The sequence below is a fragment of the Collinsella aerofaciens genome, from assembly GCF_039752775.1.
In the GTDB taxonomy this organism is placed as follows: domain Bacteria; phylum Actinomycetota; class Coriobacteriia; order Coriobacteriales; family Coriobacteriaceae; genus Collinsella; species Collinsella aerofaciens_R.
Genome location: NZ_JBDMGT010000032.1, coordinates 1 through 24,307, shown reverse-complemented (window position 1 = coordinate 24,307; position 24,307 = coordinate 1). Strand labels below are relative to the sequence as shown.

The 24,307-nt window shown below is 61.2% G+C and carries 18 protein-coding genes; 14 read left to right on the top strand and 4 right to left on the bottom strand.

The genetic code is table 11. The features are described 5' to 3' along the window. Window positions 1-187 precede the first annotated feature (187 nt). From ABHR63_RS08415 to ABHR63_RS08380, 8 genes are all read left to right on the top strand, one after another. Window positions 188-3,652: a DEAD/DEAH box helicase gene (locus ABHR63_RS08415; RefSeq protein WP_346965134.1), complete on the top strand. Its 3,465-nt coding sequence runs from the start codon at window positions 188-190 to the stop codon at window positions 3,650-3,652. A gap of 101 nt (window positions 3,653-3,753) precedes the next feature. Beyond that, entirely contained in the window at window positions 3,754-4,116 is a 363-nt protein-coding gene (locus ABHR63_RS08410; RefSeq protein WP_346965133.1) for a desulfoferrodoxin family protein, read from the top strand. A 117-nt stretch (window positions 4,117-4,233) separates the two neighbouring features. Then, window positions 4,234-6,219 (top strand): NAD(+) synthetase, encoded by a 1,986-nt coding sequence (locus ABHR63_RS08405; protein ID WP_346965132.1) that lies wholly within the window; start codon window positions 4,234-4,236, stop codon window positions 6,217-6,219. Window positions 6,220-6,513: 294 nt separating this feature from the next. Then, window positions 6,514-7,035 (top strand): crossover junction endodeoxyribonuclease RuvC, encoded by a 522-nt coding sequence (ruvC, locus tag ABHR63_RS08400; protein ID WP_152073620.1) that lies wholly within the window; start codon window positions 6,514-6,516, stop codon window positions 7,033-7,035. After that, window positions 7,035-7,655: a Holliday junction branch migration protein RuvA gene (ruvA, locus tag ABHR63_RS08395; protein WP_346965131.1), complete on the top strand. Its 621-nt coding sequence runs from the start codon at window positions 7,035-7,037 to the stop codon at window positions 7,653-7,655. The genes ruvC and ruvA overlap by 1 nt, the downstream gene beginning before the upstream one ends. Continuing rightward, complete coding sequence (gene ruvB / locus ABHR63_RS08390) at window positions 7,655-8,722, top strand: Holliday junction branch migration DNA helicase RuvB (RefSeq protein WP_117735946.1); 1,068 nt, start codon at window positions 7,655-7,657, stop codon at window positions 8,720-8,722. Before ruvA ends, ruvB begins: the two co-directional genes overlap by 1 nt. Before the next feature lie 144 nt (window positions 8,723-8,866). Beyond that, on the top strand, window positions 8,867-10,534 hold the full coding sequence (locus tag ABHR63_RS08385) for a formate--tetrahydrofolate ligase (RefSeq protein ID WP_138112926.1): 1,668 nt from the start codon (window positions 8,867-8,869) through the stop codon (window positions 10,532-10,534). A gap of 180 nt (window positions 10,535-10,714) precedes the next feature. Then, on the top strand, window positions 10,715-11,704 hold the full coding sequence (locus tag ABHR63_RS08380) for a hypothetical protein (protein WP_346965130.1): 990 nt from the start codon (window positions 10,715-10,717) through the stop codon (window positions 11,702-11,704). 12 nt (window positions 11,705-11,716) lie between these two features. Here ABHR63_RS08380 and ABHR63_RS08375 read toward each other — a convergent pair whose 3' ends face one another. Further along, window positions 11,717-12,898, bottom strand: a complete 1,182-nt coding sequence (locus ABHR63_RS08375; protein ID WP_138112922.1) for a cation diffusion facilitator family transporter — start codon at window positions 12,896-12,898, stop codon at window positions 11,717-11,719. Window positions 12,899-13,116: 218 nt separating this feature from the next. Here ABHR63_RS08375 and ABHR63_RS08370 point away from each other — a divergent pair, with 218 nt between their 5' ends. Then, window positions 13,117-14,454 carry a TFIIB-type zinc ribbon-containing protein gene (locus ABHR63_RS08370; protein ID WP_346965129.1) on the top strand — a complete coding sequence of 446 codons (1,338 nt, stop codon included), beginning with the start codon at window positions 13,117-13,119 and terminating at the stop codon, window positions 14,452-14,454. Window positions 14,455-14,879: 425 nt separating this feature from the next. Here ABHR63_RS08370 and ABHR63_RS08365 read toward each other — a convergent pair whose 3' ends face one another. Next, complete coding sequence (locus ABHR63_RS08365; protein ID WP_138374824.1) at window positions 14,880-15,929, bottom strand: PDDEXK nuclease domain-containing protein; 1,050 nt, start codon at window positions 15,927-15,929, stop codon at window positions 14,880-14,882. A gap of 167 nt (window positions 15,930-16,096) precedes the next feature. Here ABHR63_RS08365 and ABHR63_RS08360 point away from each other — a divergent pair, with 167 nt between their 5' ends. Further along, the gene (locus tag ABHR63_RS08360; protein ID WP_138112918.1) at window positions 16,097-16,366 is read left to right on the top strand and encodes a hypothetical protein; all 270 of its coding nucleotides are present in this window, start codon (window positions 16,097-16,099) and stop codon (window positions 16,364-16,366) included. Window positions 16,367-16,460: 94 nt separating this feature from the next. Here the strand turns inward: ABHR63_RS08360 and ABHR63_RS08355 are convergent, their stop codons facing one another. Both ABHR63_RS08355 and ABHR63_RS08350 read right to left on the bottom strand, forming a co-directional pair. Further along, complete coding sequence (locus tag ABHR63_RS08355; protein ID WP_346965128.1) at window positions 16,461-18,950, bottom strand: phosphatidylinositol-specific phospholipase C; 2,490 nt, start codon at window positions 18,948-18,950, stop codon at window positions 16,461-16,463. A gap of 305 nt (window positions 18,951-19,255) precedes the next feature. Then, window positions 19,256-19,849 (bottom strand): hypothetical protein, encoded by a 594-nt coding sequence (locus ABHR63_RS08350; protein ID WP_346965127.1) that lies wholly within the window; start codon window positions 19,847-19,849, stop codon window positions 19,256-19,258. A gap of 460 nt (window positions 19,850-20,309) precedes the next feature. On the opposite strand from ABHR63_RS08350, the gene ABHR63_RS08345 reads away from it, so the two are divergent. From ABHR63_RS08345 to ABHR63_RS08330, 4 genes are all read left to right on the top strand, one after another. Further along, window positions 20,310-20,942, top strand: coding sequence for a cyclodeaminase/cyclohydrolase family protein (locus tag ABHR63_RS08345; protein ID WP_117746351.1), 633 nt, complete (start codon window positions 20,310-20,312; stop codon window positions 20,940-20,942). A 2-nt stretch (window positions 20,943-20,944) separates the two neighbouring features. Continuing rightward, window positions 20,945-21,799, top strand: a complete 855-nt coding sequence (locus tag ABHR63_RS08340) for a bifunctional 5,10-methylenetetrahydrofolate dehydrogenase/5,10-methenyltetrahydrofolate cyclohydrolase (protein WP_217750906.1) — start codon at window positions 20,945-20,947, stop codon at window positions 21,797-21,799. Between the two features lie 355 nt (window positions 21,800-22,154). Beyond that, complete coding sequence (locus ABHR63_RS08335; RefSeq protein ID WP_346965961.1) at window positions 22,155-23,678, top strand: C69 family dipeptidase; 1,524 nt, start codon at window positions 22,155-22,157, stop codon at window positions 23,676-23,678. Window positions 23,679-23,777: 99 nt separating this feature from the next. Further along, on the top strand, window positions 23,778-24,194 hold the full coding sequence (locus ABHR63_RS08330) for a hypothetical protein (RefSeq protein WP_117583986.1): 417 nt from the start codon (window positions 23,778-23,780) through the stop codon (window positions 24,192-24,194). Window positions 24,195-24,307 lie beyond the last annotated feature (113 nt).

Sequence of the window (24,307 nt, the reverse complement as noted above, 5' to 3'; positions counted from 1 at the left end):
CAGGGCAGAGTGACGGTTATCTAGGGACGGCGTTGCTGAGGGGTAGCTAATTTGGGACGGGGCTATTTTAGCTACCCCCAAATGTCGGTTGAGATGTATTCCAACCCCGACTCATTCGCCGTCAGCCAAAGGGTAGCTAAAATAGCCCCGTCCCAAATTAGCTACCATGTGTGGATTGGAGGAAGTGATGGCACAGGGGACGTTTGTGCAGGCGCTTCGTAAGGAGGCGGCGCTGAGCGGCACCTTTATGAAGGGCCGCTCGCTCATGCTCAACGGCGCCGTGCTGTCGATCGAGGACAGCGGCTCGCGCTTCTCCAAGAACGTGACGGTTGAGGGCTCGGTGCGCGGCTCGCGCGGCGACCTGTACAAGACGCATGTGGCGCTCGACATGGACGAGCACGAGGTGATCGACTACGACTGCGATTGCCCCGCTGCCTATCGCTACCCCGGCATGTGCAAGCACGCCATCGCCACAGCGCTGGCGTACCTGGACGCCAGCGGCATTGAGCCTGTTGAGGGGCTGCGCACGCCGGTCCGCGCGTTTACGGCGCAGCCGAAACAGCCCGCGCGCACCGCGCCCAAAGCGCCGGTCGTCAACCTCAACTTTCCCTTCCCGGCGCCCGTCCCCACGAGCCCCAGCCTCATGGCGGCGCTCTCCGATCTTTCGGACGCGCGCATGGATGAGCTGGCGAGCATGCGCCGCAAGCTTGCCGGTGCCGTTGATCCCGACGCCCCCAAAGCAGCGTTGGAGCCCTCGTTGGTGCCGTACTACAATCCGCTGTTCGCCGACCGCTTTAGCTGGGCGCTCGAGTTCCGCATTCGCTGCGGTTCGGTGTCCTACGTGGTCAAGGATATCGACGGCATGGCCGACGCCTATGTCCGAGGCGGCACCTTCTCGTACGGCAAGAAGCTCACGTTTGTCCATACGCCCGAAGCCTTCGAAGACGTGTCGACAAAGCTGCTCAACCTTGTTGTGACGACAGTTGCCTATCTCGATGACATCACAAGCTCGCGTTCGGCGTCGTACGATTTTGCACGCAGCGGCTTTGTCGCCGAGCGCCAGCTGCCGCTGTCCGAGCATAGCATCGTATATGTGCTGGACCTGCTGCGCGGCCGGACCATCTCCTTTGAGCCCGCCTGGTCGCGGGGGACGACGACGCATCGCACCTATGACGTGGCGGTCGAGATGCCTCCGGAAGGGGAGGACGAGGTGCTGCCTAAGCGCCAACCGCTCCTTGCCGCCAAGATCGCGCCGGCGGCTGGCGGCAGCTACGATCTGCGCCTGCCGGCCGATGCATACTGCTTTGCTTCGGGCGACGTTGCCTATCTGGTTGACACCCGCCGTGCGCGCCGTACCGATGTAGCGTTCGCCCAGCATGCGGCGCCGTTCCTATCGCGCTTGCTGCCCTGTCGCACGCCGGTCCATATCGCTGCCGACCAGGTGGGGGAGTTCTGTCGTATGGCGCTGCCCATTTTGCGCGACTACACCGACCTTACCGCGCCCGCGGCGCTCGATACCGTGGCGCCCGAGCCAAGCTTTGCTATGGCGATCGGCGTCGACGACGGGCTCGTGACCTGCAAAATTACGGTTACCTACGGCAACTGGTCGGCAGATCTCTTTAGCCTGGGCGCTCCGGGCAGCCCCTTCGAAGAGCGGCGCCCGGGCGTGCCGCCGCGCGACGAGGTGGCAGAGTTTCGCGTTATGGACACGGCGGCCCTGTATTTCGACTTTTACGAGGGCGGCCTGGCGTTTGAGGAACGCGATGACGAGAGCCTGTTCCACTTGCTGACCGAGGGCCTGTCTGCCCTGTCCGAGCTGGGCGAGGTCATGCTCAGCGACCGCCTGCGCCAGATCTCGGTCCGCCCTGCGCCCAAGCTTTCGGTGCGCGCGACCGTCAAGAGCAATCTGCTCGATGTCGAATTGGGTGCGAGCGGCCTGTCGGCGGCAGACCTTGCCATTTATCTGGACTCGTACAAGCGTCACCAGACGTTTGCGCGTCTCACGTCGGGCGACATCATTCGCTTGGACGAGGGAGCGCGCGCCGCGTTTGGCCTTGCCGAGGATCTGGGGGTCGATGCTGTCGACCTGCTCGACGGCGTGTCGCTTCCCGCGTCGAGTACCCTGTTCGTCGACAGCATGCTCGCGCGCACGCCCGCGCTCGAAGCCGATCGCGACGCTGCATTCCGTCGCACCGTCGAGCGCCTGGATACGCTCGGCAAGATGGACTTTACGGTGCCGGTCTCGCTCAAGGCCTCACTGCGCGGCTATCAGGTCGACGGCTACCAGTGGCTTGGCTCGCTCGAGCACCTGGGCCTCGGCGGCATCTTGGCCGACGATATGGGCCTGGGTAAAACGCTGCAGATGATCGCACATATCCTGGCGCGCGTGGAGGCGGGGGACACTAAGCCCACGCTCGTGGTGTGCCCCGCGTCGCTTGTGTACAACTGGACCGCCGAGCTGGAGCGCTTTGCCCCGTCGCTCGATGTGTGTGCCATTGTGGACGCCAAGGCTCAACGCCGCGTGCAGATCGCCGGCGCCGACGAGCATAACGTGGTCGTGACGTCGTATGACCTCATGCGCCGCGATATCGACGAGTATGCCGAGCAGGACTTTGCCCGCGTGGTGCTCGACGAGGCCCAGTACATTAAAAATCCGCTCACGCAGGTGGCGCGTGCCGCCAAGCGCCTGCCTGCCGGCGTGCGCTTTGCCCTGACGGGCACGCCCATCGAAAACCGCTTGTCCGAGCTCTGGAGCATCTTCGACTTTTTGATGCCGGGCCTGCTTGGCACGCGCGAGTCGTTTGCCAAGCGCTTCGAAAGCCCGGTCGAGCACGCCGAGGGTGACAGCGCCGCTCGCCTGCAGGCGCTGGTATCGCCGTTTGTGCTGCGCCGTGTCAAGGAGGACGTGGTGGCCGATCTGCCCGAGAAGATCGAGGACACCGTCATGGCGCAGCTCACCGGCGAGCAGCGCAAGCTCTACCTGGCCAACCAAGACCGCATCGCCCAGCAGGTGCAGCATCGCGAGGCATCCGAGTTTAAGAAAGACAAGCTCAAGGTGCTCGCCGAGCTCACCAAGCTGCGCCAGATCTGCTGCGACCCGCGTCTACACTACGAGGACTACAAGGCGGGGAGCGCCAAGCTCGACGCTTGCATGGAACTCGTGCACGGTGCGCTCGACGGCGGACATCACATTCTGCTGTTCAGCCAGTTCACGGGCATGCTCGATATCATTGGCAAGCGCTTGGCCAAGGAGGACATCGCCTTCCTTAAGCTCACGGGCGCTTCGTCCAAGGAGAGCCGCGCCAAGATGGTCGCGCAGTTCCAGGCGGGCGAGGTGCCGGTGTTTCTGATCTCGCTCAAGGCGGGCGGCGTGGGTCTCAACCTGACGGCGGCCGACGTGGTCATTCACTACGACCCATGGTGGAACGTGGCCGCGCAGGACCAGGCGACCGACCGCGCGCACCGTATTGGCCAGCAACATACCGTGACCGTGTACAAGCTCATCGCTAAGGACACGATCGAGGAGCGCATCATGCAGATGCAGGAGTCCAAACGCGACCTGGTCAACAGCGTGCTCGGCGGCGACGGCATTTCCTCGGCGCTGTTTACCCGCGAGGATGTTCTGGCGCTGCTCGGCGGCGACGGGCGCTAGCCTCGCTCGTTATGTGTTCATTTGCGATGCCGTGGATGGTTCGCGCGCCTTTGGGCATAAGAAGCATCGAGGACATCGGCACATCAGCAAAGGAGAACATCATGGCGAAATTCTTTAAGGACCCCGACGGCAAGCTCATCGTCGCCCTTGGCAACGACGTTGCAACCCCTGCCGGCTGCACGGAGCTGACCGCGAACACCGAGGACGCGGCGCACGAGAAGCACGTGCCCGTCGTCGAGAGCGAGCGCGACGGTCACGTGATCCGTGCGCGCGTGGGCTCGGTCGAGCATCCTATGGTGCCCGAGCACTACATCGAGTGGATTGCCCTTGAGGCCGAGGGCCGTCTGGAGGTCCATTACCTCCAGCCCGGCATGAAGCCCGCGACATTTTTTGCCGGCGGTTCCAAGACCGGTACCGTCTATGCCTATTGCAACCTGCACGGGCTGTGGTCCGCGACGTTCTAGGAGCGCGCCCCCGCTCGGGGTATCATAGCTAGCATATGCACATGCAAGCGCCGACTGCATCTCGCGGCCGGCGCTTTTACTGCGATAACGACGGTTTACGACGGAAAGGGCTGAGCCATGAAGCTCGCACTTGCACAGATCGATATGCGCCTGGGTGATATTGAGGGTATCTGCGGTCGCATCGAGGACCAGGCGCGCCTGGCTCACGAGCGCGGTGCGCGTGTGCTGTGCGTGCCGGCTCCGCTCTTTATGGGAGCCCTGCCCGGCGGCCTGGTGGGCGCTGCCGACTTTGAGCACGACATGCTTGCCGGCTTGACCGGCGTCGCCGAGCGTATTCAAGAGCTCGATATGATCTGCATCGTGCCCGCAGCGGTTTCGTTTGAGGGCCAGCCCCTGCTCGACTATATGATGCTCAAGGACGGTCGCGTGGTACCCGCGCGTGCGAGTATTGCCCTGCAGCGTGGCGAGAACAACGACGCGCGTTGGGCGCCGCCGGTGTTCGACGTGGACGGCGTGCGCACCGCGGTGATCTTCGACCTGGCCCGCGAGCTCGAGATGCTGCCGACCGGCGTCGACCTCATTGCCTATTTCCAGTTCAACGCATTCGATATGACCGACCGCGAGACCGCCGCGATCGCCGCCGTGCGCAGCGGAGCCTACCGCAAGATCGCATCTAAGCGCAGCGTGTGGTTTGCCTGCATGGCGCCGGTCGGTGCATACGACGAGTCGGTGTATACCGGCGGCTCGTTTGTGCTCGACGACTGCGGCCGCGTGGTGGCCCAAGCGCCGTGTTTTGAGGAGAGCCTACTGGTTCAGGAGATCCAGCGCGGTGTGATGCTCGATGCCTTGGAGGACCACGAGCTGCCCGAGTTTTGCTCCGAGGAATGGCTGTGGCAGGCGCTGGTGCTCGCCGTGCGCGATAACGCCCGCGCCCGCGGTACGTCGCGCGCCGTGGTGGCGCTCGAGGGCGACTTGCCGTCGTCTTTGCTTGCGGCGCTGGCTGTCGATGCATTGGGCTCGCGTAATGTGATCGGCTTGGTGCTGGGGCGCAACCGTATCTTTACGCCGGCGCAGGAAGAGGCCGAGGCTGCTCGCTGTGCCGCCGTTCGCTCCATTGCCGAGCGCCTGCATATTCGCACGGTTGAGCGCGATGCGCCGGATGCCGCGCGTGTGCTCGACCGCGATGTGTCAGCGGGCGACGCCGAGCGCCTGCGTTCTCGCACGCTGGGCCTTATGCTGGAGGATACGGCGCTCGAGCTGGGTGCGATGGCGTTGAGCCCGCTGTCCAAAACTGAGTACGCGCTGGCGGCGCCCGCGCTTTGCGGTGGCTACCAGGGCGATTATGCGCCCTTTGGCGATGTATACCTGTCGACGCTCGAGTTTGTTGCGCGCGCACGCAACCGTACGTCTGCCGTGGTGCCGCAGGAGCTCGTGACGCTCAACGCGGTGGAGGATTGCATGGAGCGCGTGCTGGCGCAGGCGCTCTCGGCGCTTGACGGTCCGGTCGACATGCTCGACCGCGCGGCGCAGCTGTTCGGCGGGCTTGAGCCGGGCGAGGTCGATGGCACGCTCGAGGCGCACGTGGACCGCAACCGTCCCTTTGACGATATCCCGATGGCCGCTGGCAAGCCCGAGGCCTGCTCGCTGCTGCTGATGCTCGTGCGCCAGGGAGAGGCGGCTCGCCGCCAGCTGCCGACGGCGCCGATCGTCTCGGCCCGTTCGTTTGCCGAGCGTGCCTGGCCGTATATGCTCGCGTGGTCCGATCTTGGCCTGAGCGGTAAAGGGCGTATGACGGTCGATTCGTTGGCGCGCACCGAGGTGCGCCGCTTTGCCGACGACGATACGAGTGACCGTATGCGTGGTGAGATGATGGGCATTTTGGGCGAGCTGCTGGGTATTTCGCCCGAGCAGATGGAGGAGCTGCGCTCCGAGGACGGCCAGCGCCGCCTGCACGAGGGCATGAAGAAGTTTGAGGGCGAGGTCCAGGACGCCATCGATAAGATGATGGGCGGCCAGGGTGGCCCGCAGGGTGGGCCCCAGGGCACGCCGATACCGCAGCCGCCGGTTGATCCGAGGCAGTTTCCGTTCTTTAGTCAGAACTAACTATGGGATAGGGGCAAGGTTACGCGGTTTTGCCAAACCGCGTAACGAGTCGACGCTGCGCGAGCCCCTGCCGGGCAATCTGCCGCTCAAGCCGTCGCTTGCGTACAGAAGTACGCGGCGCTCCTCTTTCGCGACACCTTGCCACGGCAGGGACTCGCTCGCTGACTTATGCTCAACCTACAATTCGATCTCGGCTGACTTATAGGGCTAGCGTTGTGTTATTCTAGAACAGACGTTCGTGAATAATGCGTGGGGCCTTGCCTTGCGATGTACTTGTGACGAGGGGAGGTCGGCTTGGTTATCTTGGGTATCGACCCCGGTTTGGCCCATACGGGTTGGGGGATTATCGAGGAGCGGCGCGGAGAGGTTCGCTGTCGTGCCTACGGTTGTATTGAGACCAGTGCCGGAAGCCCGCTCGCGGTGCGCCTGTCTCACATCGCCCGCGACCTCAAGGATGTCGTCGAGCGCTACCGCCCCGATACCGCCGCCATCGAGAGCATCTACTTTGGCGCCAACGTCCGCTCGGCAATTCCTACGGCACATGCCCGTGGGTCTGCGCTTGTGGCGCTTTCGGAGTGCGCGCTCGAGATCGGCGAGTACACGCCTATGCAGATCAAGCAGGCTGTGGTGGGCACCGGTGCCGCAGATAAGCGGCAGGTCGCCTACATGGTGCGCACGCTCACGCAGCTCGACCACGACCCGCATCCCGACCATGCCGCCGATGCCCTGGCTTGCGCCATCTGCCACGTAAACCTCAGCCGCACCCGTGCGCTTACCGGTGGCGAGTTCTATCAACAGAGAGGAACCGGATACTGATGATCTCCCAGCTCCATGGAACGCTTGTCGAGGCTACGATGGGCTCAGCCGTCGTCGATGTGTCGGGCGTGGGCTTTGAGCTCGGCATCTCGGGCAGCACCGCAGCCACGTTGCCGGCGCCTGGCGGCGAGGTCCGCCTCTATACGCGCATGCAGGTGCGTGAGGACGCCATGACGCTCTTTGGTTTTGCCTCCAAGGACGAGCGCACGATGTTCGATCGGCTCGTGTCCGTCTCGGGTGTTGGCCCGCGCCTGGCGCTCGCCGTGCTCTCCACCTATACCGTGGGGCAACTGTATTCGCTGGTGATGGCCGAGGATGACAAGGGCATGGCCAAGGTGCCCGGTGTGGGCAAAAAGACGGCGCAGCGCCTTATCTTGGAACTCAAGAGCACCTTTGCCAAGGACAAGGGCTTTGTGCCGGTCGACGTGATTCCCGGACAGGTTGCGATGCCCGTGCCCACTGCCGCTCCCTCGGCCATCGACGATGCCCGCGCGGCACTCCTTTCCATGGGCTTTAGCCCACAGGAGACCGATGTCGCCCTGAGCGGGTATGATGGGCAGGATATGCGTGTCGAGGATCTGCTCGGCGCGGCGCTCAAGCGACTCGGAATGGATGCGTGATGTGGGAAGCCGATGACTCTCAGGACTTGTGGGCGACGCCCGGCAACTCGCCGGCGGCATCCATGGCGCATGGCGAGCGCATGGTGGGCTCGGAGCTGACGCCCGAGGACCTCGATGTCGACCGTACCCTGCGCCCCCAGCGCCTGGATGACTACTGCGGCCAGGAGCACATCAAGCAGAGCCTGCGCGTGCTCATCGAGGCGGCGCAGAGCCGTGGCGAGACGCTCGACCATGTGATCTTCTCGGGCCCTCCGGGTCTGGGCAAGACCACGCTGGCTACCGTTATCGCCAACGAGCTGGGCGCTCAGATTAAAACCACGAGTGGCCCGGCCATCGCGCGCACCGGTGACCTGGCGGCCATCCTGACTAACCTGCAGCCGGGTGACGTGCTGTTTATCGACGAGATCCACCGCCTCAACCGCTCGGTCGAGGAAGTTCTGTATCCCGCGATGGAGGACTTTGCCCTCGATATCGTGATCGGCAAGGGTCCGGCCGCGCGCTCGATTCGCCTGGATATCCCCAAGTTCACGCTGGTGGCGGCAACGACGCGCTCGGGCATGTTGACCGGCCCGCTACGCGACCGCTTTGGCATTTCGTATCGCCTGGATTACTACACCGTTGAGGAGCTCGCGCAGATTGTGACGCGCTCGGCAACCATCCTGGGTGTGACGATCGACCATCCCAGCGCGCTCGAGATCGGCTCGCGTTCGCGCGGTACGCCGCGCCTCGCCAATCGTCTGCTCAAGCGCGTGCGCGACTATGCGCAGGTGCGCGGCAACGGGCCTATTGAGCTTGATATTTGCCGTCAGGCGCTCGAGTTCTTTGAGATCGATGAGCTTGGTCTGGACTGGATGGACATTCGCATCTTGGAGACGCTTGCCAAGACGTTCTCCGGTCGTGCCGTGGGCCTGACGACGCTTGCTAGCGCGGTGGGCGAGGACCCGGGAACGCTCGAGGATGTCTATGAGCCGTATCTGCTGCAGTGCGGATTGATGATTCGCACACCGCAGGGTCGCCAGGCAACCCTGCGCACATTCGAGCACCTGGGGATTGAACCTACCGTTTAGGGCGTTTTGTTTTGGCGGGCTGTTGGACTATCGCTGGGCATCGGGTAAACATATCGCCGTTCATCGGTTATGGGCGTTTTACTGTTGCGCGCCCGTGCTATGCTGAATTGGTCTTTTTCTCATTCGGTAACGAAAGGACCGCCCATGCCTACTGACATCGAAATCGCACGTTCTGTCACGCCGCTGCCTATTACCGAGGTGGCCAAGAACGCCGGCGTCGACGTTAAGCACCTTATTCCGTACGGCTTCGACAAGGCTAAGGTCGACTATTCACTGCTCAACGAGCCGACTGATCACCAGGCCAAGCTCGTCCTCGTGACCGCTATCAACCCAACGCCCGCGGGCGAGGGCAAGACCACCACGACCATCGGTCTGGCCGATGGCCTGCGTCGTCGCGGTATCAAGAGCGCCGTGGCCCTGCGTGAGCCTTCGCTCGGTCCCGTCTTTGGCGTCAAGGGCGGTGCCGCTGGCGGCGGTTGGGCCCAGGTCATTCCCATGGAGGACATCAACCTGCACTTTACCGGCGACTTCCATGCCATCGGTGCTGCCAACAACCTGCTGGCCGCCATGCTCGATAACCACATCCAGCAGGGCAACCAGCTCGGTATTGACGTTAAGCGCATCACTTGGAAGCGCGTCGTCGATATGAACGACCGTCAGCTGCGCCACGTCATCGACGGCATTGGCGGTAAGGCTCAGGGCGTGCCGCGCGAGGACGGCTTCGATATCACCGTCGCCTCCGAGGTCATGGCAATCCTGTGCCTGTCTACGAGCATCAGCGATCTCAAGGAGCGCCTGGGCGAGATTGTCGTCGGCTATAGCTTTGCCGGCGAGCCCGTCCGTGCCCGCGACCTTAAGGCCCAGGGTGCCATGGCCGCGTTGCTTAAGGACGCGCTCAAGCCCAACCTGGTGCAAACGCTCGAGGGCACGCCCGCGTTTGTCCACGGCGGTCCCTTCGCCAACATTGCCCACGGCTGCAACTCCATCATGGCTACGCGCATGGCCATGCGTTTTGGCGATGTCGCCATTACCGAGGCCGGCTTCGGCGCCGATCTGGGCGCCGAAAAGTTCCTCGACATTAAGTGCCGCATGACGGGCGTTCGCCCCAGCGCCGTCGTGGTCGTTGCGACCGCTCGTGCGCTGAAGTACAACGGTGGCGTCGCCAAGGCCGACCTCAACGAGGAGAACCTCGAGGCACTCAAGGCTGGCATGCCCAACCTGCTGCGTCACGTCGACAACATCCAGAACGTTTATGGTCTGCCCTGCGTGGTCGCCATCAACCGCTTCCCGACGGACACCGAGGCCGAGCTTGCGCTCATCGAGTCCGAGTGCCAGAAGCTCGGCGTCAACGTTAAGCTTTCCGAGGTCTGGGCCAAGGGCGGCGAGGGCGCGCTCGAGCTGGCCGATGAGGTCATGCGTCTGATTGAGCAGCCGAGCGAGCTCAAGTTTGCCTATGAGGACGGCGCCGATGTGGCCGACGCCCTCGATGCTGTTGCCACCAAGGTTTACCGCGCCGACGGCGTTGACTTTACGCCGGCCGCCAAGCGTCAGCTTGCCGAGCTGCGCGAGAACGGCTTTGGCAACCTGCCGGTATGCGTGGCCAAGACGCAGTACAGCTTTAGCGACAACGCCAAGGCCCTGGGCGCTCCCGAGAACTTCCGCATCACGGTGCGTGAGCTCAAGGTTTCCGCCGGCGCCCACTTTGTGGTCGCACTGACTGGCAGTGTTCTGACCATGCCGGGCCTGCCCAAGGTCCCTGCGGCCGAGAACATCGACGTCGACAACGACGGCAACATCACCGGCCTGTTCTAAGCTCGCTGCTCATAGCCGCTTGCCCGCCCCGTCGCGCCTACCAAGGCCCGGCGGGGCTTTTTGATCCTTAGGCCCGCGCATGTCTTGTAGATACCGACGGACTCTGCCCATCATAGGCTTTTGCGCTGGTAGAATGCATGGATAACTTGATGCTTACAGGCGACGGAAAGGAATCGTTGCATGGATCAGGACAAGACAACCGTGATGGGCGGCTGCGGTTCCGCGCAGGCTGGCGATAGCGCCGATGCGACCCGCGTTGTTCCCAACCCCGGTTATGTCGACCCCGCCGCGACGCAGCCTTCTGCCGAGCCCACACGAGTTATGGGCTATGGCGACGCGGCGCAGGACCCTTACGCTGCATCTTTGCAAAGCCCCTATGGCAACGCGGCGGCAGACCCGTTTGATTACGCGCCGCAGGATTCTTATGCCGCCTCGACGCCGAATCCCTATGATGACCTGCCGCAGAATCCCATTCCGCAGCCTCAGCAGACGACGTATATGCCTCGCACGGCGCAGCCTCGCTACGAGTCGCGCGAGCCGTATCGCGAGTACCCCAAGTCGATTCCGCAATATGGCGAGGACGAGGAAGAGACGCCGTCGCGTTCGTCGAGCGTGATTAAGAAGATCCTCATCGTGCTGGCGATCTTCTTTGCGCTGTCGGTTGTGTTTGCCATCGTGTCGGGCATGCTCAACAAGCGAGGGAGTTCAACGGCCGATACCGCTGCCGAGCAAACCGAGTCCGCCTCGTCTAGCACCGTCGATCTGAGTGATATCCCGGGGCAGTACTGGTCCAACGCCAAGAAGATCCTCAAGTCGCGCGGCGCCGATCTTTCGAATGCCGTGGTCCTGACTGATGATGGCTCAACGCCCGTCGTCGATGCCAACTGGGTCGTTACTTCTGCCTACTATAACGACAACGGCAACCTCGAAATTCAACTCACGCACAAGAACAGTTCGGGCAACTCGTCCGACGGCCAAAGCGGTACCGACAGCTCGAGCTCCAATACGCTGGAGGACTTGAGCAACAAGGCGCAGGAGTTGGGAGACAAGGCGCAAGAGCTGGGCGATACGGCACAAAAACTGGGCGATACCGCGCAGAACTTGGGCGACATGGCGACGGATGCCTGGAACGCCCTACAAAACGGCATCTCGGGCGCGCAGGGAAACTAGCTGTTAAGTGGGCTACAGCTGCTCGGCCGGACGGTCGGGCGAGCTAAAGCCCGAGTCAAACGTAACGACGCATGAGGCATCGGGTCGGCGCTCGTGCACGATGCGCGTGACGAGCCCCAGCAGCTCCTCGTCGGATATGTCAAAGCCGTCGGGACGCACAAGGTCAAATGACACAAAGCCATCGTGCTCGTGCAGGTCGTGGATGGAGAGCGCAGGATCGATCTGCATGATGCCGCGCTTGACCCAGCCGCGCAGGTCGTCGCCGGTGGTGGCGATGGGGTCGCAGTGTAGCGTGATACCGATGCCCATCTGATGCTTGATATCGTGTTCGATGGTGTCCAGAATCTCGTGGTGCTCAAAGGCATCGCCCTCGCCGGGCATTTCCACGTGTGCGCTGGCAAACTGACGGCCGGGGCCGTAGTCGTGCACCATGAGGTCGTGTGTGCCCAGGACCTGCGGATAGGACATGATCTTGTCGCGGATTGCCTGGACGAGCTTGGGGTCGGGCGCTTGCCCCAGCAACGGGCTGATGGCGTCGCGCACCAGGCCCATGCCGCTGATGCAAATGAAGATGCCCACGCCCAGGCCCGCCCAGCCGTCGAGGTCAAAGCCTGTCGCTTGCGAAATAAGCGCCGCCGCTAAGACCGAGCCCGAGGTGATGACGTCGTTTTTGGAGTCCTGCGCCGTGGCGATGAGTGTCTCGGAATCGATGCGGTTGCCCAGCGTGCGGTTGAACGCTGCCATCCAGAGCTTAACGAGCATGGACGTAGCCAGTGCCGCAAGGGAAATAAACGTGTAAGCGGTGGGCGAGGGCTTGATGATCTTGGTGACCGACTCGAGAATCAGGTTGATGCCGACGGCGCAAACCAGGACGGCGACGAACAGGCCGGCTAGGTACTCGTAGCGGCCGTGACCATAGGGGTGGCCTTCGTCTGCCGGGCGGCTGGCAAGGCGGAAACCGAGCAGGCTCACAATGTTGCTCGAGGCATCGGAGAGGTTGTTGAAAGCGTCGGCGATGAGGGAGACGGAGCCGGCGAGCAGACCCGCGATGCCCTTGGCCAGGCACAGGGTGATGTTGAGGCCAATGCAGACGAGGCTTGCGGAAAAGCCCGCGTTGGTGCGGCAAGATGCATCGACCGGCTCGCTCTCGCTGCCGGGAACAAGCGTATGTACCAGCCGATTTACAAATAGCATAGCGGTCGTCCTCACAATCATGTTTAAGGGGATAGTGTAGCTCGCACGGGGGCGCCGTGCGCCGATGCTCAGAAAATGCAGCAATAGTCTGCCGGTGCTAACGAACGAGCCTTCTCGTCTGCCTGGGTGGTCCATTTTGGGCCACATGGGTATGGGCATGTGCCTGCTTGCTCGACATACTTAATGTCGACAGCCCCTGTGCAAAGGAGGACGTTTCCATGGACGAGATGTTTGCCATAAAATGTCAAAACTGCGGCGGCCCTATGTACTCGCACCAGGCTAAGCGCAGCTTTGAGTGCGCCTATTGCGGCACGGTGGTTCCGTGGCAGGCGGACGCCGGAGAGCCCAAGAGCGCTTTGGGTATTCGCCATACGCCGTTGACGGTGGTGGATGGACTGCTCAAACTCACGCATGTGTCGCAACTCGAGCGCCCGCAGGACCCGGACTGGTATTTCTTCAATGCGCACTGGCGCAATCAGTCGGTCCTGGAACATCTGCTGTGGGAGGATCGCGGCACGGCGCAGGAGTTCCAAGAGGCCACGCATGTGAGCATTCCTTGCCCCTTCTGCGGAGCGTCCTTTGAGGGCGAGTCAACGCAGCGTGTGTTTGAGTGCCCGTCCTGCGGCAATAAGATCGGCATTGCGGACCTGCTCAAGCCGGGGACGTTTAGCAAGCGCCTGACCATAGGCGTTGGTGCGGAGTATGTGCCCGAGCAGGGTATTCCCTGCGAAATCTCGCCGCAGCAGGCACGTGCCAACGCGCTGCAGCTGGTGCGCCAGTATCCGGATGCCTTTGCCGGGCACGACGTGGAAGACGCGATCCAAAACGACATGATGCTCTTCTATTTCCCCATGGCGCTGGCGGACTTGCGCATGATGGCGAGCTTCCCGGGCAAGGGCCTGAGCAAGGAGGCCTTGGTGTACTACGAGGTGCTCGACTGGGCATACCCCAGGGCAAACTACCTGGACGTTCGCCTCATGGGCATTTTGGAGCCGTGGGACTTTGCCAAGGTCGGTCCGTTCGATCCCGCCATGCAGGAAGGTGACTTTCGCGTTGTCTCAGTCGATGCGTCTACCAAGGACCAGGTGGTCATTGATAAGTTGGCGCTCGACGTTGCGGGCAACGACGCCGAGGCTGTACTGGGGCTCAATAAAAAGAGCATTCGCATGTGGGCGCGCAAGGCCCGCAAACATAAGGACGGCCTGGTGATGGTGCCGGTCTACTTTGTCGATCGTCCGGCGACAGACGGCCGCGATGGCGAGCAGGTGCGCATTGCCGTAAACGGCCAGACGGGCCGCGCGGCCGCGGTGGTGTTTAGCGACAAGCGCGAAACGCATATCGTGGCGCCGCTCAGCCCGAGCCTGCATCTGTCCGGTGAGAGCACCGTGCACGCCACGCCCTTCGAGGTCAAATACGTTAAATCGCCCTTCCTGTACCAGATCGTGCGCCGTGGAGGCGGCGAGCAACCGCGCCAGGTTGCAGCCGCCGTCGAGGGTTCCTACCGAGAGGAGAAGCCCAAACGCCGCGGTCTGCTGGGTGCGCTATTTGGGAAGTAGGGGAGTAGCACCGGTTGTTGCCGTAAGGTGATGGCCGGGGGTGCGGGGCAGCTCTCAGGAGTGCGGGCTGCCGTCTGATTGTTTGAGGGTGCCAGATGTAAATAAACAGTGGAGCGGCTGCAAAAGAGCCTCCTCACTGGGTAAAATCAGGTTGTGCCGCGGAACCCGCTCCTCAGCTAGTCACACTTCGGAAGCGCGGGCAACGCAGGTATTATCGTCTAAAGGGCCGGCTGCAACCGGCCCTTTTCTGTGGCAGCCAATGGACCCACATCAGACGAAGGCCGCGTCTTTGCCTGTCAGGTCACGCTCGCCAGCCACGGCTAGAATGTCGTTGCCGGCGTCCATGACCGGTATTGTTTCGTAGCGTGCGTCGCAACCGCGAGTGCGCCTGCGACGGCTGCGGTGGCTTCGGTCGCAACGTGCTGCTACCCTTGCGTTTCGCCATTAGTCGCTTCGTTGATGGCGCGGTACTCGGCACTCAGCTCGCGCGCCAGCTCTTCCTTGCTTGGAAGATACGGCAGGTATTTGGCGGTAAACACTTGGTCGTTGTCTTCGGGCAGCGTGTACTCGACAATCGAATCGCTTTTGTCCGCGCAGAGCACGATGCCTATGGGCGGATTGTCGCCTTCGTTCATGAGCTCGCGCGTGTAGTAGTTCACATACATTTGCATCTGGCCCAGGTCCTGATGCGTAAGGTCGTCCGTCTTAAGGTCGATGAGCACGAAGCAGCGCATCAGATAGTTGTAAAAAACAAGGTCAATATAGAAATGGCGCCCATCAAAGGTGATGCGCTTTTGGCGCGCCTCGAAAGCGAAACCACGGCCAAGCTCCAGCAGGAACTTCTGAAGATGCGTGATGAGCGCCTGCTCTAGATCGCTCTCGCGAAACGCAGTATCGTCCGAGAAACCTAAAAACTCCAGTACATATGGGTCGCGGATGATATCCTCGGGGCGACGAGCCGGGGCGCTCTTTTGGATTTCCTGGGTGACGGCCTCCTTGTCCTTGCTGGCAAGTAGGCGCTCGCGGAACATGGTGTTGATCTGGCGTTCGAGCTGACGCGTGCTCCAACGAGAATCGGCGCATTCGTTCATGTACCATGTTCGAGCATCAGGGTCGGTTATACGCGATAACCTGCGGTAATGTGTCCAATTCAATTCGGAACGCAGCGCGTTCCGGATTGGGAACGCAAGATAAAACTGACGCATGTATCTTAAGCTTCTGGCGTTGAAGCCTCTGCCAAAATCCTTAGTCAATCTAACGGCAAGTTCGTCGATCAGTGCATCGCCATACTTGGCGCGCCCCTCTCCGCCCTGTTCATCAACAATACTCTTGCCGATCTCCCAATATGCCTCAACCATCGCAAAGTTAACGGCGGTATAGGCCTTGTCGCGAGCGGCGTTGAGAATCGAGGAGACCTGCTTGTAAAAACCTTCGGGCACGATTGCCGATTCTCCACGGTTTACCAGTTCGCCCATCACTGTCGCCCCACTTTCCTTTTGTGGAATGCGTCTTTATCGCATTTAGTTTAAAGCCTCGCGCGGACACGAATTGCTGTGCTGTCTGACATCTTCGCATGGGGCCTTGCGGTGACTAAAATGTGACCATAGAGGCAGTTTTAGCGAATCCCACGGGAGTGACGCGTATGGACAATAACACGCTGCTATTCCAGGACAAAGGTTCGGGTAGGTATAAAGACGTCAAGATCTACCCCAACCGTATTGAGGTGCTCAAGAAGGGCACTTTTGGTGGCAAGCACACCGAGATTGTCTATCTTAAGGACATTACGGGGGTCAACAGGATCAAGGGCCGCGATGTTTTTCTGCGTAACAGGCTGTTGACTGCTTGTGTTTTTAGCCTGAGCAGCCGTGCGAAGGCCCAGGAGTTTGTTAACGCGCTGAACATGGTGATGTAGCCTATGGCGGCGTTTGGGCCAAGGTAAAAATCGGGGGCACAGAACGGTGTCCTGCGCCCCCCATTGAGTCGATGTGTCTAAAAGGCCGGCTTGCCTATTCGCTACCGTCCCCAGCGTTTTCGCGGTCGTTGGCAAGCATTGCCGCGCCGGCGACCGTTGTCGCTACGGCGGCGGCAGCGAGCCCGGCGGCAATGCCGGAGCCGTCGCCCGTGTCGGCGAGTTTTCCGCCCGAGTTCTTGCCCTTGTTGCCCTTACCGTTCTTATCAGCGCTGCCTGCGTTGGAACCCGTGCCACCGTCGGTGCCGGTGCCGCCTGCACTGCTCGAGGCCGCTACGGTAAAGCTCGCGGCTCCGTCATTAGCAAGCTTGTAGTTTTGCGCCGCGTCGCCCAAAAGACCGTTCGCGCGCACCCAGTACGTTCCCGCGGTAAATGCCTCGCCCTCGACCATTGCCGTGCCCGGAGCGCCGTCCGCGTCGTGCACAAACTCGAGCTGAGCCGTGCAGGCATCGTTTTCGAGTTTGCCCTCGAGCAGCGCCGCGACCTTTGTGCGCACATCCTCGCCGGCCTTAAGGCCTTCGAGCCCCTCAAAGTGGGGTGTCAGTGCGCGCGGATCGATATCGATGGGCACGGATCCCTGCAGCCCCGTAACGGTCTCGTTGCCCAAGGCGTCGACATCCACGTATTCGATGGTAAACGCATGGCCCGAAGCCGCCACGTTGAGTACGTTGCTGCTGTCGACAAGGCGGAAATGGCCCTCGCCAACGGTCTTGCCATCCTGGAGCGAGGCATCGCTCAGCGAGTCGCCGTACGTCATGCGCATGCGGGTCGGGAGGCAGCACGAAGCCGACTGCGTGTGCTTCGTATCGTAATTGTAATTGCGCTGGTAGATGCTCCGGGCCAGCGCCGCATCAACAAAGTCGGATGCGATGATGCCAATGTGCTTGAGGTAATCTGACTTTGTATCCTCGATGCCGCTGGGATTGATGTACGGGCTCTTATACAGATGCTCGTTGACTACTCGTGCCGAGGTAAAAGGATTGCCTCCGTGCGACAAGCCCGTGCAGCTGGTGTAGTTGATAGACCAGCAACGCTCCAGGACTTTCTCCTTGGCCCCGTTATCGTCCTCGACATCTACCTCGTTGCGCGTGCGCCCGGTCGTTTCCTTCAGCGCATTATCGACCCAGCTGAGCTTGTCGGTTCCCGTGAGTTTGTACTTGTCCTGGGCGTATACCTTGGTGCAATAGGGCTCTTTGTCGCCTGTTTCCCCCGCGGCTTCAAAGCCCCGCGCGTCTTGGACGAGACACATGGAACTGCTGTCGGTGTGCACTGCGATTTTGTTATCCCATTCGGTGAGGTCGAGTCCCCACGTGTGGCCGCTTACGCTGTCGCCGTCGAGTCCAAATCGACGTAGCAGGACGATCTTTCCGCGCACCTCGCCCAGTGTGGGAACGCGGCTCGACGTATAGAACAGTTTGGGGTTGTCGTCCAAAACCTTGGCGAAAGCCGTCGTAACACTTTCGTCGGTAGCCTCGTCGTTGCCTCGTGATACAAGCATGATGAGCGCTTCTGTCGGGTTTTCGTTCAAAAACGTTTTGAAGTAGCCTATGACATCGGAGAGATGCAGATAGTTCCCGTCTTTTTTGAGTAGGTAGAAAATCCCGTGGTCGATGCCGGGGTCATCGCCCTTTCCGAGCCGGATATCGAAATAGCGAATGCCTTCGAGCAACTGCGTGGGAATGTAATCCTGCTGGCATTTTACTTGCGAGGATTGGGGCTCAGTGTCGTTGTCCACGCTGCAGGTGCCCGAATCGTGCGTACCCGGGATGCTCAGCTCGTCGAGGAACTTGTTGTCGTCGACGTATTTCATCCAACATGGTCCGTCGACGTAGCTGCTATACGTGATCCAGTCGAGGCTGCTAACCGTGGCATCGTTCTTTTTCATGTCGTAACCGATAAGTTCGAGCTCCCACGGAATGCTCTTACTCTTATGGCAGATCTTATTGTTGTCCTGGTCTTCGCCGTTCGATTCTATTGCCAGGTACTTAATGTCTTTTTTCTCGGTTTCTTTCTCGACCGTGCGGTCTCGGATGATATAGGTTCCGTTTGATTGCCGCTCGAACGCAAAAGCGCGGCTGGGCTTGTTGTCATACTCGCCGCTCCATACGTGGATGACCTTTCCGTCTTTGTCCGAGTCGCCATCGACCGACCAAATGCTGTAGCCCGTCTTTTTATGCTCTTCGAAATTGAGCAAGGTGCGGATAGCATACCAGTTTGTATCGTCATTCTTGGTCGTTACGTTCTCAAGGATGAGCTTGCTGGACGTGCCGTCATTAAACAGATGGCAGACGTTGCCGATGACGTTGCCGTCTTCGTTAACGCTTGCGGTACGAAAATAGCCCGCGGGGCGAAGGCGAATGACGAAATTGTCGAGGCTGACCGACGCTGTGGCAGCGTCGTCTGCAAATGCCGCTCGTGGGCCAATGCCCAATGCCGCGGTTTCGGGCAGGCTTACAAGTGGCGACAACGCCGCGAGTCCAAGGCCCAACGTAAATGCTCGGCGGCTGATGGCGTGGTGTTCGGTCATAACTTCTCCATTCGTAGAGTGCGGTTATGCGATAGTTTTGGTCACTATACTGCTCAGATGTTTAAAGATGCTGGTTTAATTGTCTGCGCGGCGCAATAAATCGGCGGGCGGACGTGTTGGGGTGCTTGTCGTTTTCGTACTGTTGCTACATTTGGAGCGGTTCCGGCGTCCGGCATCCTCGCGTTCGTTGGCTACCGGCATAAGAAAGGGAGGGTCGGTTTACCGGCCCTCCCTGGGTACGAAGCGCTGGGGTACCGTCGCTTGTTTGCACTGCGACCGTGTTTTCCGTTGCGCTCGCCAGTCGCTTAGCGCTTGATCTCGATATCGTCGAGCTTGACGTCCATGGCCTCGGTCTTGGCCTCGGCGATGTCGTCGGCAAACTCCAGAGACTTCATCATGGTCTCGACGGCGTCCTTGTGTTCCTCGACGTTGTCGATGCGCACGTACACGCTGCCGCCGTCAACGTCGGTGAAGTACTCGGTCGTCACGCCGCCCGAGTGCGTAAAGTAGGCGCTGCGCCAGGTCTTGCCGTTGTACTTAACGGGATCGCTCTCGGTCCATCCGGAGTTGGCCTTCCACTTTGCCTCGTAGTCGAACAGTTCATCGGCGTTCTTGTCAGGATCGAAGACGGGGATGAAGCGGTCGCTGGCATGCTCGCTCTCGGTGAACTTAAACTGGGCCCTGTCGGCGGTATCGCCTGCGACGTCCGTGATTTCGACGCCCTCGGGCACCTCGACTTTAAACCAAATGAAGTCAGTCCTCATATCCACGGCTGGCTTTTCCGCTCCACCGCCACCACTGCTGCCGGTAGCGCCGTCGCTGCCACCGCAACCCACCAAGGCAACTGCGGCAAAGAGACTGATGCAGAGGGTGAGAATCGCAAAGGCCTTCTTTTTCATGGTCGTGTCCTCCTCGATCTGTAACCGCCCATGGATTACCTGCCTTTACTGTACGCGCGAGCGGCTCGCTCGGGTGGGCCATGTGTCCCATTCTGGGGGCTGGAATTGCGCCGACAAGTGGCAATATGTGCGGTCGCAAAAGAGGGGAGGGCCGATGCTGTCGGCCCTCCCCGGGGTGAGGTGCCCGTTGATTTAATGGGGCGCGCGTGCGTGGGCGTTGCCCCAACAGGTTCCTTGTTTATAGATATGCCTCAGTTTTTGACGTCCGGAAGTCTCGAAAGGTGGGCCATGTGTCCCATGTTTGCGGTGCCGACGCCTATCGTTCGTCATAGAAATCCGCGATGGCCAGGTGCGCTGACGCTCATGTACTTATGGGCTAGACTTAGCACCATTATGTGATTGATGCGGTCGGTCGGCGGTTGCCACCCGACCGATGTATATGACTTGAAGGTGCGTGCGTATGAGCCAAGAGATGATGGATAAAACATGTCGAGAGTTTGCCGAGGCGCTTGCCGCACGCGAGCCGGTTCCCGGCGGCGGTAGCGCGAGCGCCTTTGTAGGTGCACTGGGCGCCTCGCTTTGCGGGATGGTTGCTCGCTATGGGGCGACAAACCCTGCGCTTGCCGATCGCGCAGACGATCTGACGCGCGCGTTTGCCCAGGCGGATGAGTTGGCGCAGGAACTTGTGGGTCTGGTCGCCGAGGACGTTCGTGCCTACGGGCAGGTGTCCACGGCGTACGGTATTCCGCGTGACGATCCGGCTCGAGCGACCGCGATTCAGGATGCGCTGCATGTGGCCGCTATGCCGCCGTATCGCATTATGGATGCCTGCGGGCGTGCGCTGGCGCTGCTCGAGGACATGGCCGACAAGGGTTCGCGTCAGCTGCTGTCCGATGTGGCGTGCGGCGCCGTGTTCTGCCGTGCCGCTATGCAGGGCGCGAGCTTGACGCTCTTTGCGAACACCACGTCTATGAAAGATCGCGTTCGTGCTGAGGAGCTCGAGACGGCGTGTGATGAGTTGCTCGACACATGGTTGCCGCGCGCCGATGCGCTGGCGCGCCGCGCCTCCGACGCTGCAAGGAAGAGAGGATAGCCATGGCTGAACTGCTGAAGGGTGCTCCCGTTGCTCGCGCTTTGACCGAGGAACTTGCTGCTCGCTGTGCAGCCCTGCGCGAGCGCGGTGTTGTACCGACGCTGGCCATCGTTCGTGTGGGCGAGCGCGAGGACGACCTGTCCTACGAGCGCGGTGCCCTCAAGCGCTGCGAGAAGGTTGGCATTGAGGCTCGCCGCGTTTTGCTTCCTGCCGATGTTTCGCAGGACGAGCTGTTGACGGCCGTCGAGGACATCAATACCGATTCGGCTGTTCATGGCTGTCTGATGTTCCGCCCGCTGCCCGCCGGCCTTGACGAGAACGCCGTCGCCGCAGCGCTCGATCCCGCCAAGGACGTTGACTCCATGACGCCGGCTTCACTGCTCACCACGCTTTCGGGGCGCGGCGAGGGTTTTGCCCCCTGCACAGCCGAAGCCGTGCTTGCTTTGCTGGATCATTACGGCGTTGAGCTGGATGGGGCCAAGGTTGCTGTGGTCGGACGCTCACTGGTAATTGGCCGCCCCGTTGCCGCCATGCTTACGGCGCGCAACGCAACCGTGACGACGTGCCATACGCATACGCGCGATCTTGCCGCCGAGTGCTGTGCTGCCGACATTGTGGTTGCCGCCGTTGGACGCGCGCGCACGATTGGCGCAGATGCGGTCCGCGAGGACCAGGCGATTATCGATGTTGGCATTAATTGGGACGAAGCCGCTGGCAAGCTGGTCGGCGACGTCGATTTTGATGCCGCGGAGCCGGTTGTTGGCGCAATCACCCCCGTGCCGGGTGGCGTGGGCGCCGTGACGACAGCAATTCTCGCCAAGCACGTGATCGAGGCGGCTGAGCGCGCGGTAAAATAGGCGTTTGGAGGCTGTTTAGGGGGTTGGTTAGATACCCCGTGGTCAAAAAATGCCAAATATGAGTACTGTTGCCAAGTTAGTCACATATGTTTGAGATCATTTTGGCTCTTTAGCGATAAGTAATATCGTTAAAGAGCCAATTTTATTGGACGTATGGGGAATTACTAGACTCAGTTTTTGGACAGGTGAGGATTCCCGGCGCCCGGAACAGTGCAATTTGCTGCCACTAAATTTGTGACAGTACTCATATTTGGCATTTTTTGACCACGGGGGCTGCCGAGGCCGTGGTTTCGCCCTTTCTGCGCCGAAGCGATACACTGTTGCCGTTTGATTTCTTCGCTCAAGGAGGATGCGCATGCCGTGCACAACGATTCTGGTCGGTAAGAACGCGAGCTACGACGGGTCGACGCTTGTCGCGCGTAACGAGGACTCGTCCAACGGGGTGTTTGAGCCCAAGCGTATGCGCGTGGTGCATCCCGACGAGCAGCCGCGCGTCTACACGAGCGTCCTGAGTCACCTGACCGTTGAGCTGCCCGATAACCCCATGCGCTACACGAGTGTCCCCGATGTTGTCCCGGGCCACGGCATCTGGGCCGAGGCCGGTTTCAACGAGCTCAATGTGGGCATGTCCGCAACCGAGACGCTCACCACCAACGAGCGCGTCCGCGGCGCCGATCCGCTCGTCGACTACGTACCCGCCAAGGGCAACGAGGGCGAGAACGGATACGTTCCGGCACAGCCCGGCGGCTTGGGCGAGGAGGACATGGTGACCCTGGTGCTGCCGTATGCCAAGTCCGCCCGCGACGGCGTTCGTATCCTGGGCGACCTGCTCGAGCGCTACGGCACCTACGAGAACAACGGCATCGCCTTTAGTGATGTGGACGAGATCTGGTGGCTCGAGACCATCGGTGGTCACCACTGGATTGCCAAGCGCGTGCCTGACGACGCCTATGTGACCATGCCCAACCAGCTGGGTATCGACAGCTTTGACCTGGATGACGCCGAGGGCGCCCAGGCCGACCACATGTGCTCCGCCGACTTGCGCGCCTGGATGGCCGAGTGGCATCTGGACCTGACGCTGGGCGTCGAGGGCGACGGCCCGGCTGCGGTCTTTAACCCGCGCGAGGCCTTTGGCTCGCACAGCGACAGCGACCACGCCTACAACACGCCGCGCGCGTGGTACATGCAGCGCTGTCTCAACCCCAGCGACGTGTGGGATGGCCCCGACGCCGACTACACGCCCGAGAGCGACGATATCCCCTGGAGCCGCGTGCCCGAGCGCAAGGTGACCATCGAGGACATCAAGTACGTACTCTCGAGCCACTACCAGGGCACGGAGTACGATTGCTACGGTAGCAAGGGCACGCCCGCTACGCGTGGCGCATATCGCCCCATCGGCATCAACCGCAACAGCCAGCTCGCCGTGCTGCAGCTGCGCCCCTATGCGCAGCCGGCGTATCGCGCCGTGCAGTGGATGGCCTTTGGTTCCAACTCGTTTAACGCGCTGGTTCCGCTGTACGCCAACGTCGAGACCATGCCCGAGTACTATGCCGACACGCAGGCTCGCGTGACGTCCGAAAACTTCTACTGGGCCAACCGCCTGATCGGCGCCCTGGCTGACGTCCGTTTCCATGAGTGCGGCCGCGCTGTGGAGGACTACCAGGAGAAGGTCGGTGGCATGGGCCACAAGCAGATCCATGACGTCGATGCTACCGTAGCCGCTCTGCCTGAGGCCGAGGTGCCTGCCGAGCTTGCACGCGCCAATGAGGCCTTTGCCGAGTGTGTTCGTGTGGAGACCGATGCTCTACTGGGCAAGGTGCTCTACACCACGAGCTGCGCCATGAAGAACTCTTTCGCGATGAACGACAACGTGAGGTAGGGATTTCCCGTCGATCGAATAGCGCTAAAACGCTTTGTCGCTTTCACTCGATCTTGGGTACAAGAACGCCAATGCAGTTGTTTATGATTGGAGACAACCATGGTTATGAAACTCGATCAGCTTGTTAACGGCGCCATCAACGTTGGCTTTGGCGCTGCCGCCGTTGCTGTCGAAGGCGGCAAGAAGGTCCTCGACGACCTTAACACCAAGGGCGAGCAGGTCCGCAAGGACACCGCCACCCCCGATATCGCCCGCAGCGTGTCCGATATGTTCGAGCAGGCCGGTGGCACCATCTCCGACCTGACCGAGCGTCTGGGCATGCAGGGCGAGACCGCGGCCCAGCGCGTGCTTGACGAGCTTATCCTTGCCCGCGTCCGCGTCATGACCGCTCCCGAGCGCACTGCCTTCCTGGCCCATGTGCGCGACATCGTCGATTCGGTCGAGGACAACGTGACCTCGGTGCCCGTCGAGTCCGTTGAGCCCGACGATGCGAAGGATACCGAAGAGGCCGAGTAGCAGCGCAGATGGCAGATTCCACCACCGATTACAACAATCTAGATCCCTTGGGTGACGAGGCGGCGGTTGTCGATGAGGTCGACGCCGCCGTCTCGGGCGCTCGCAAGAAGCCG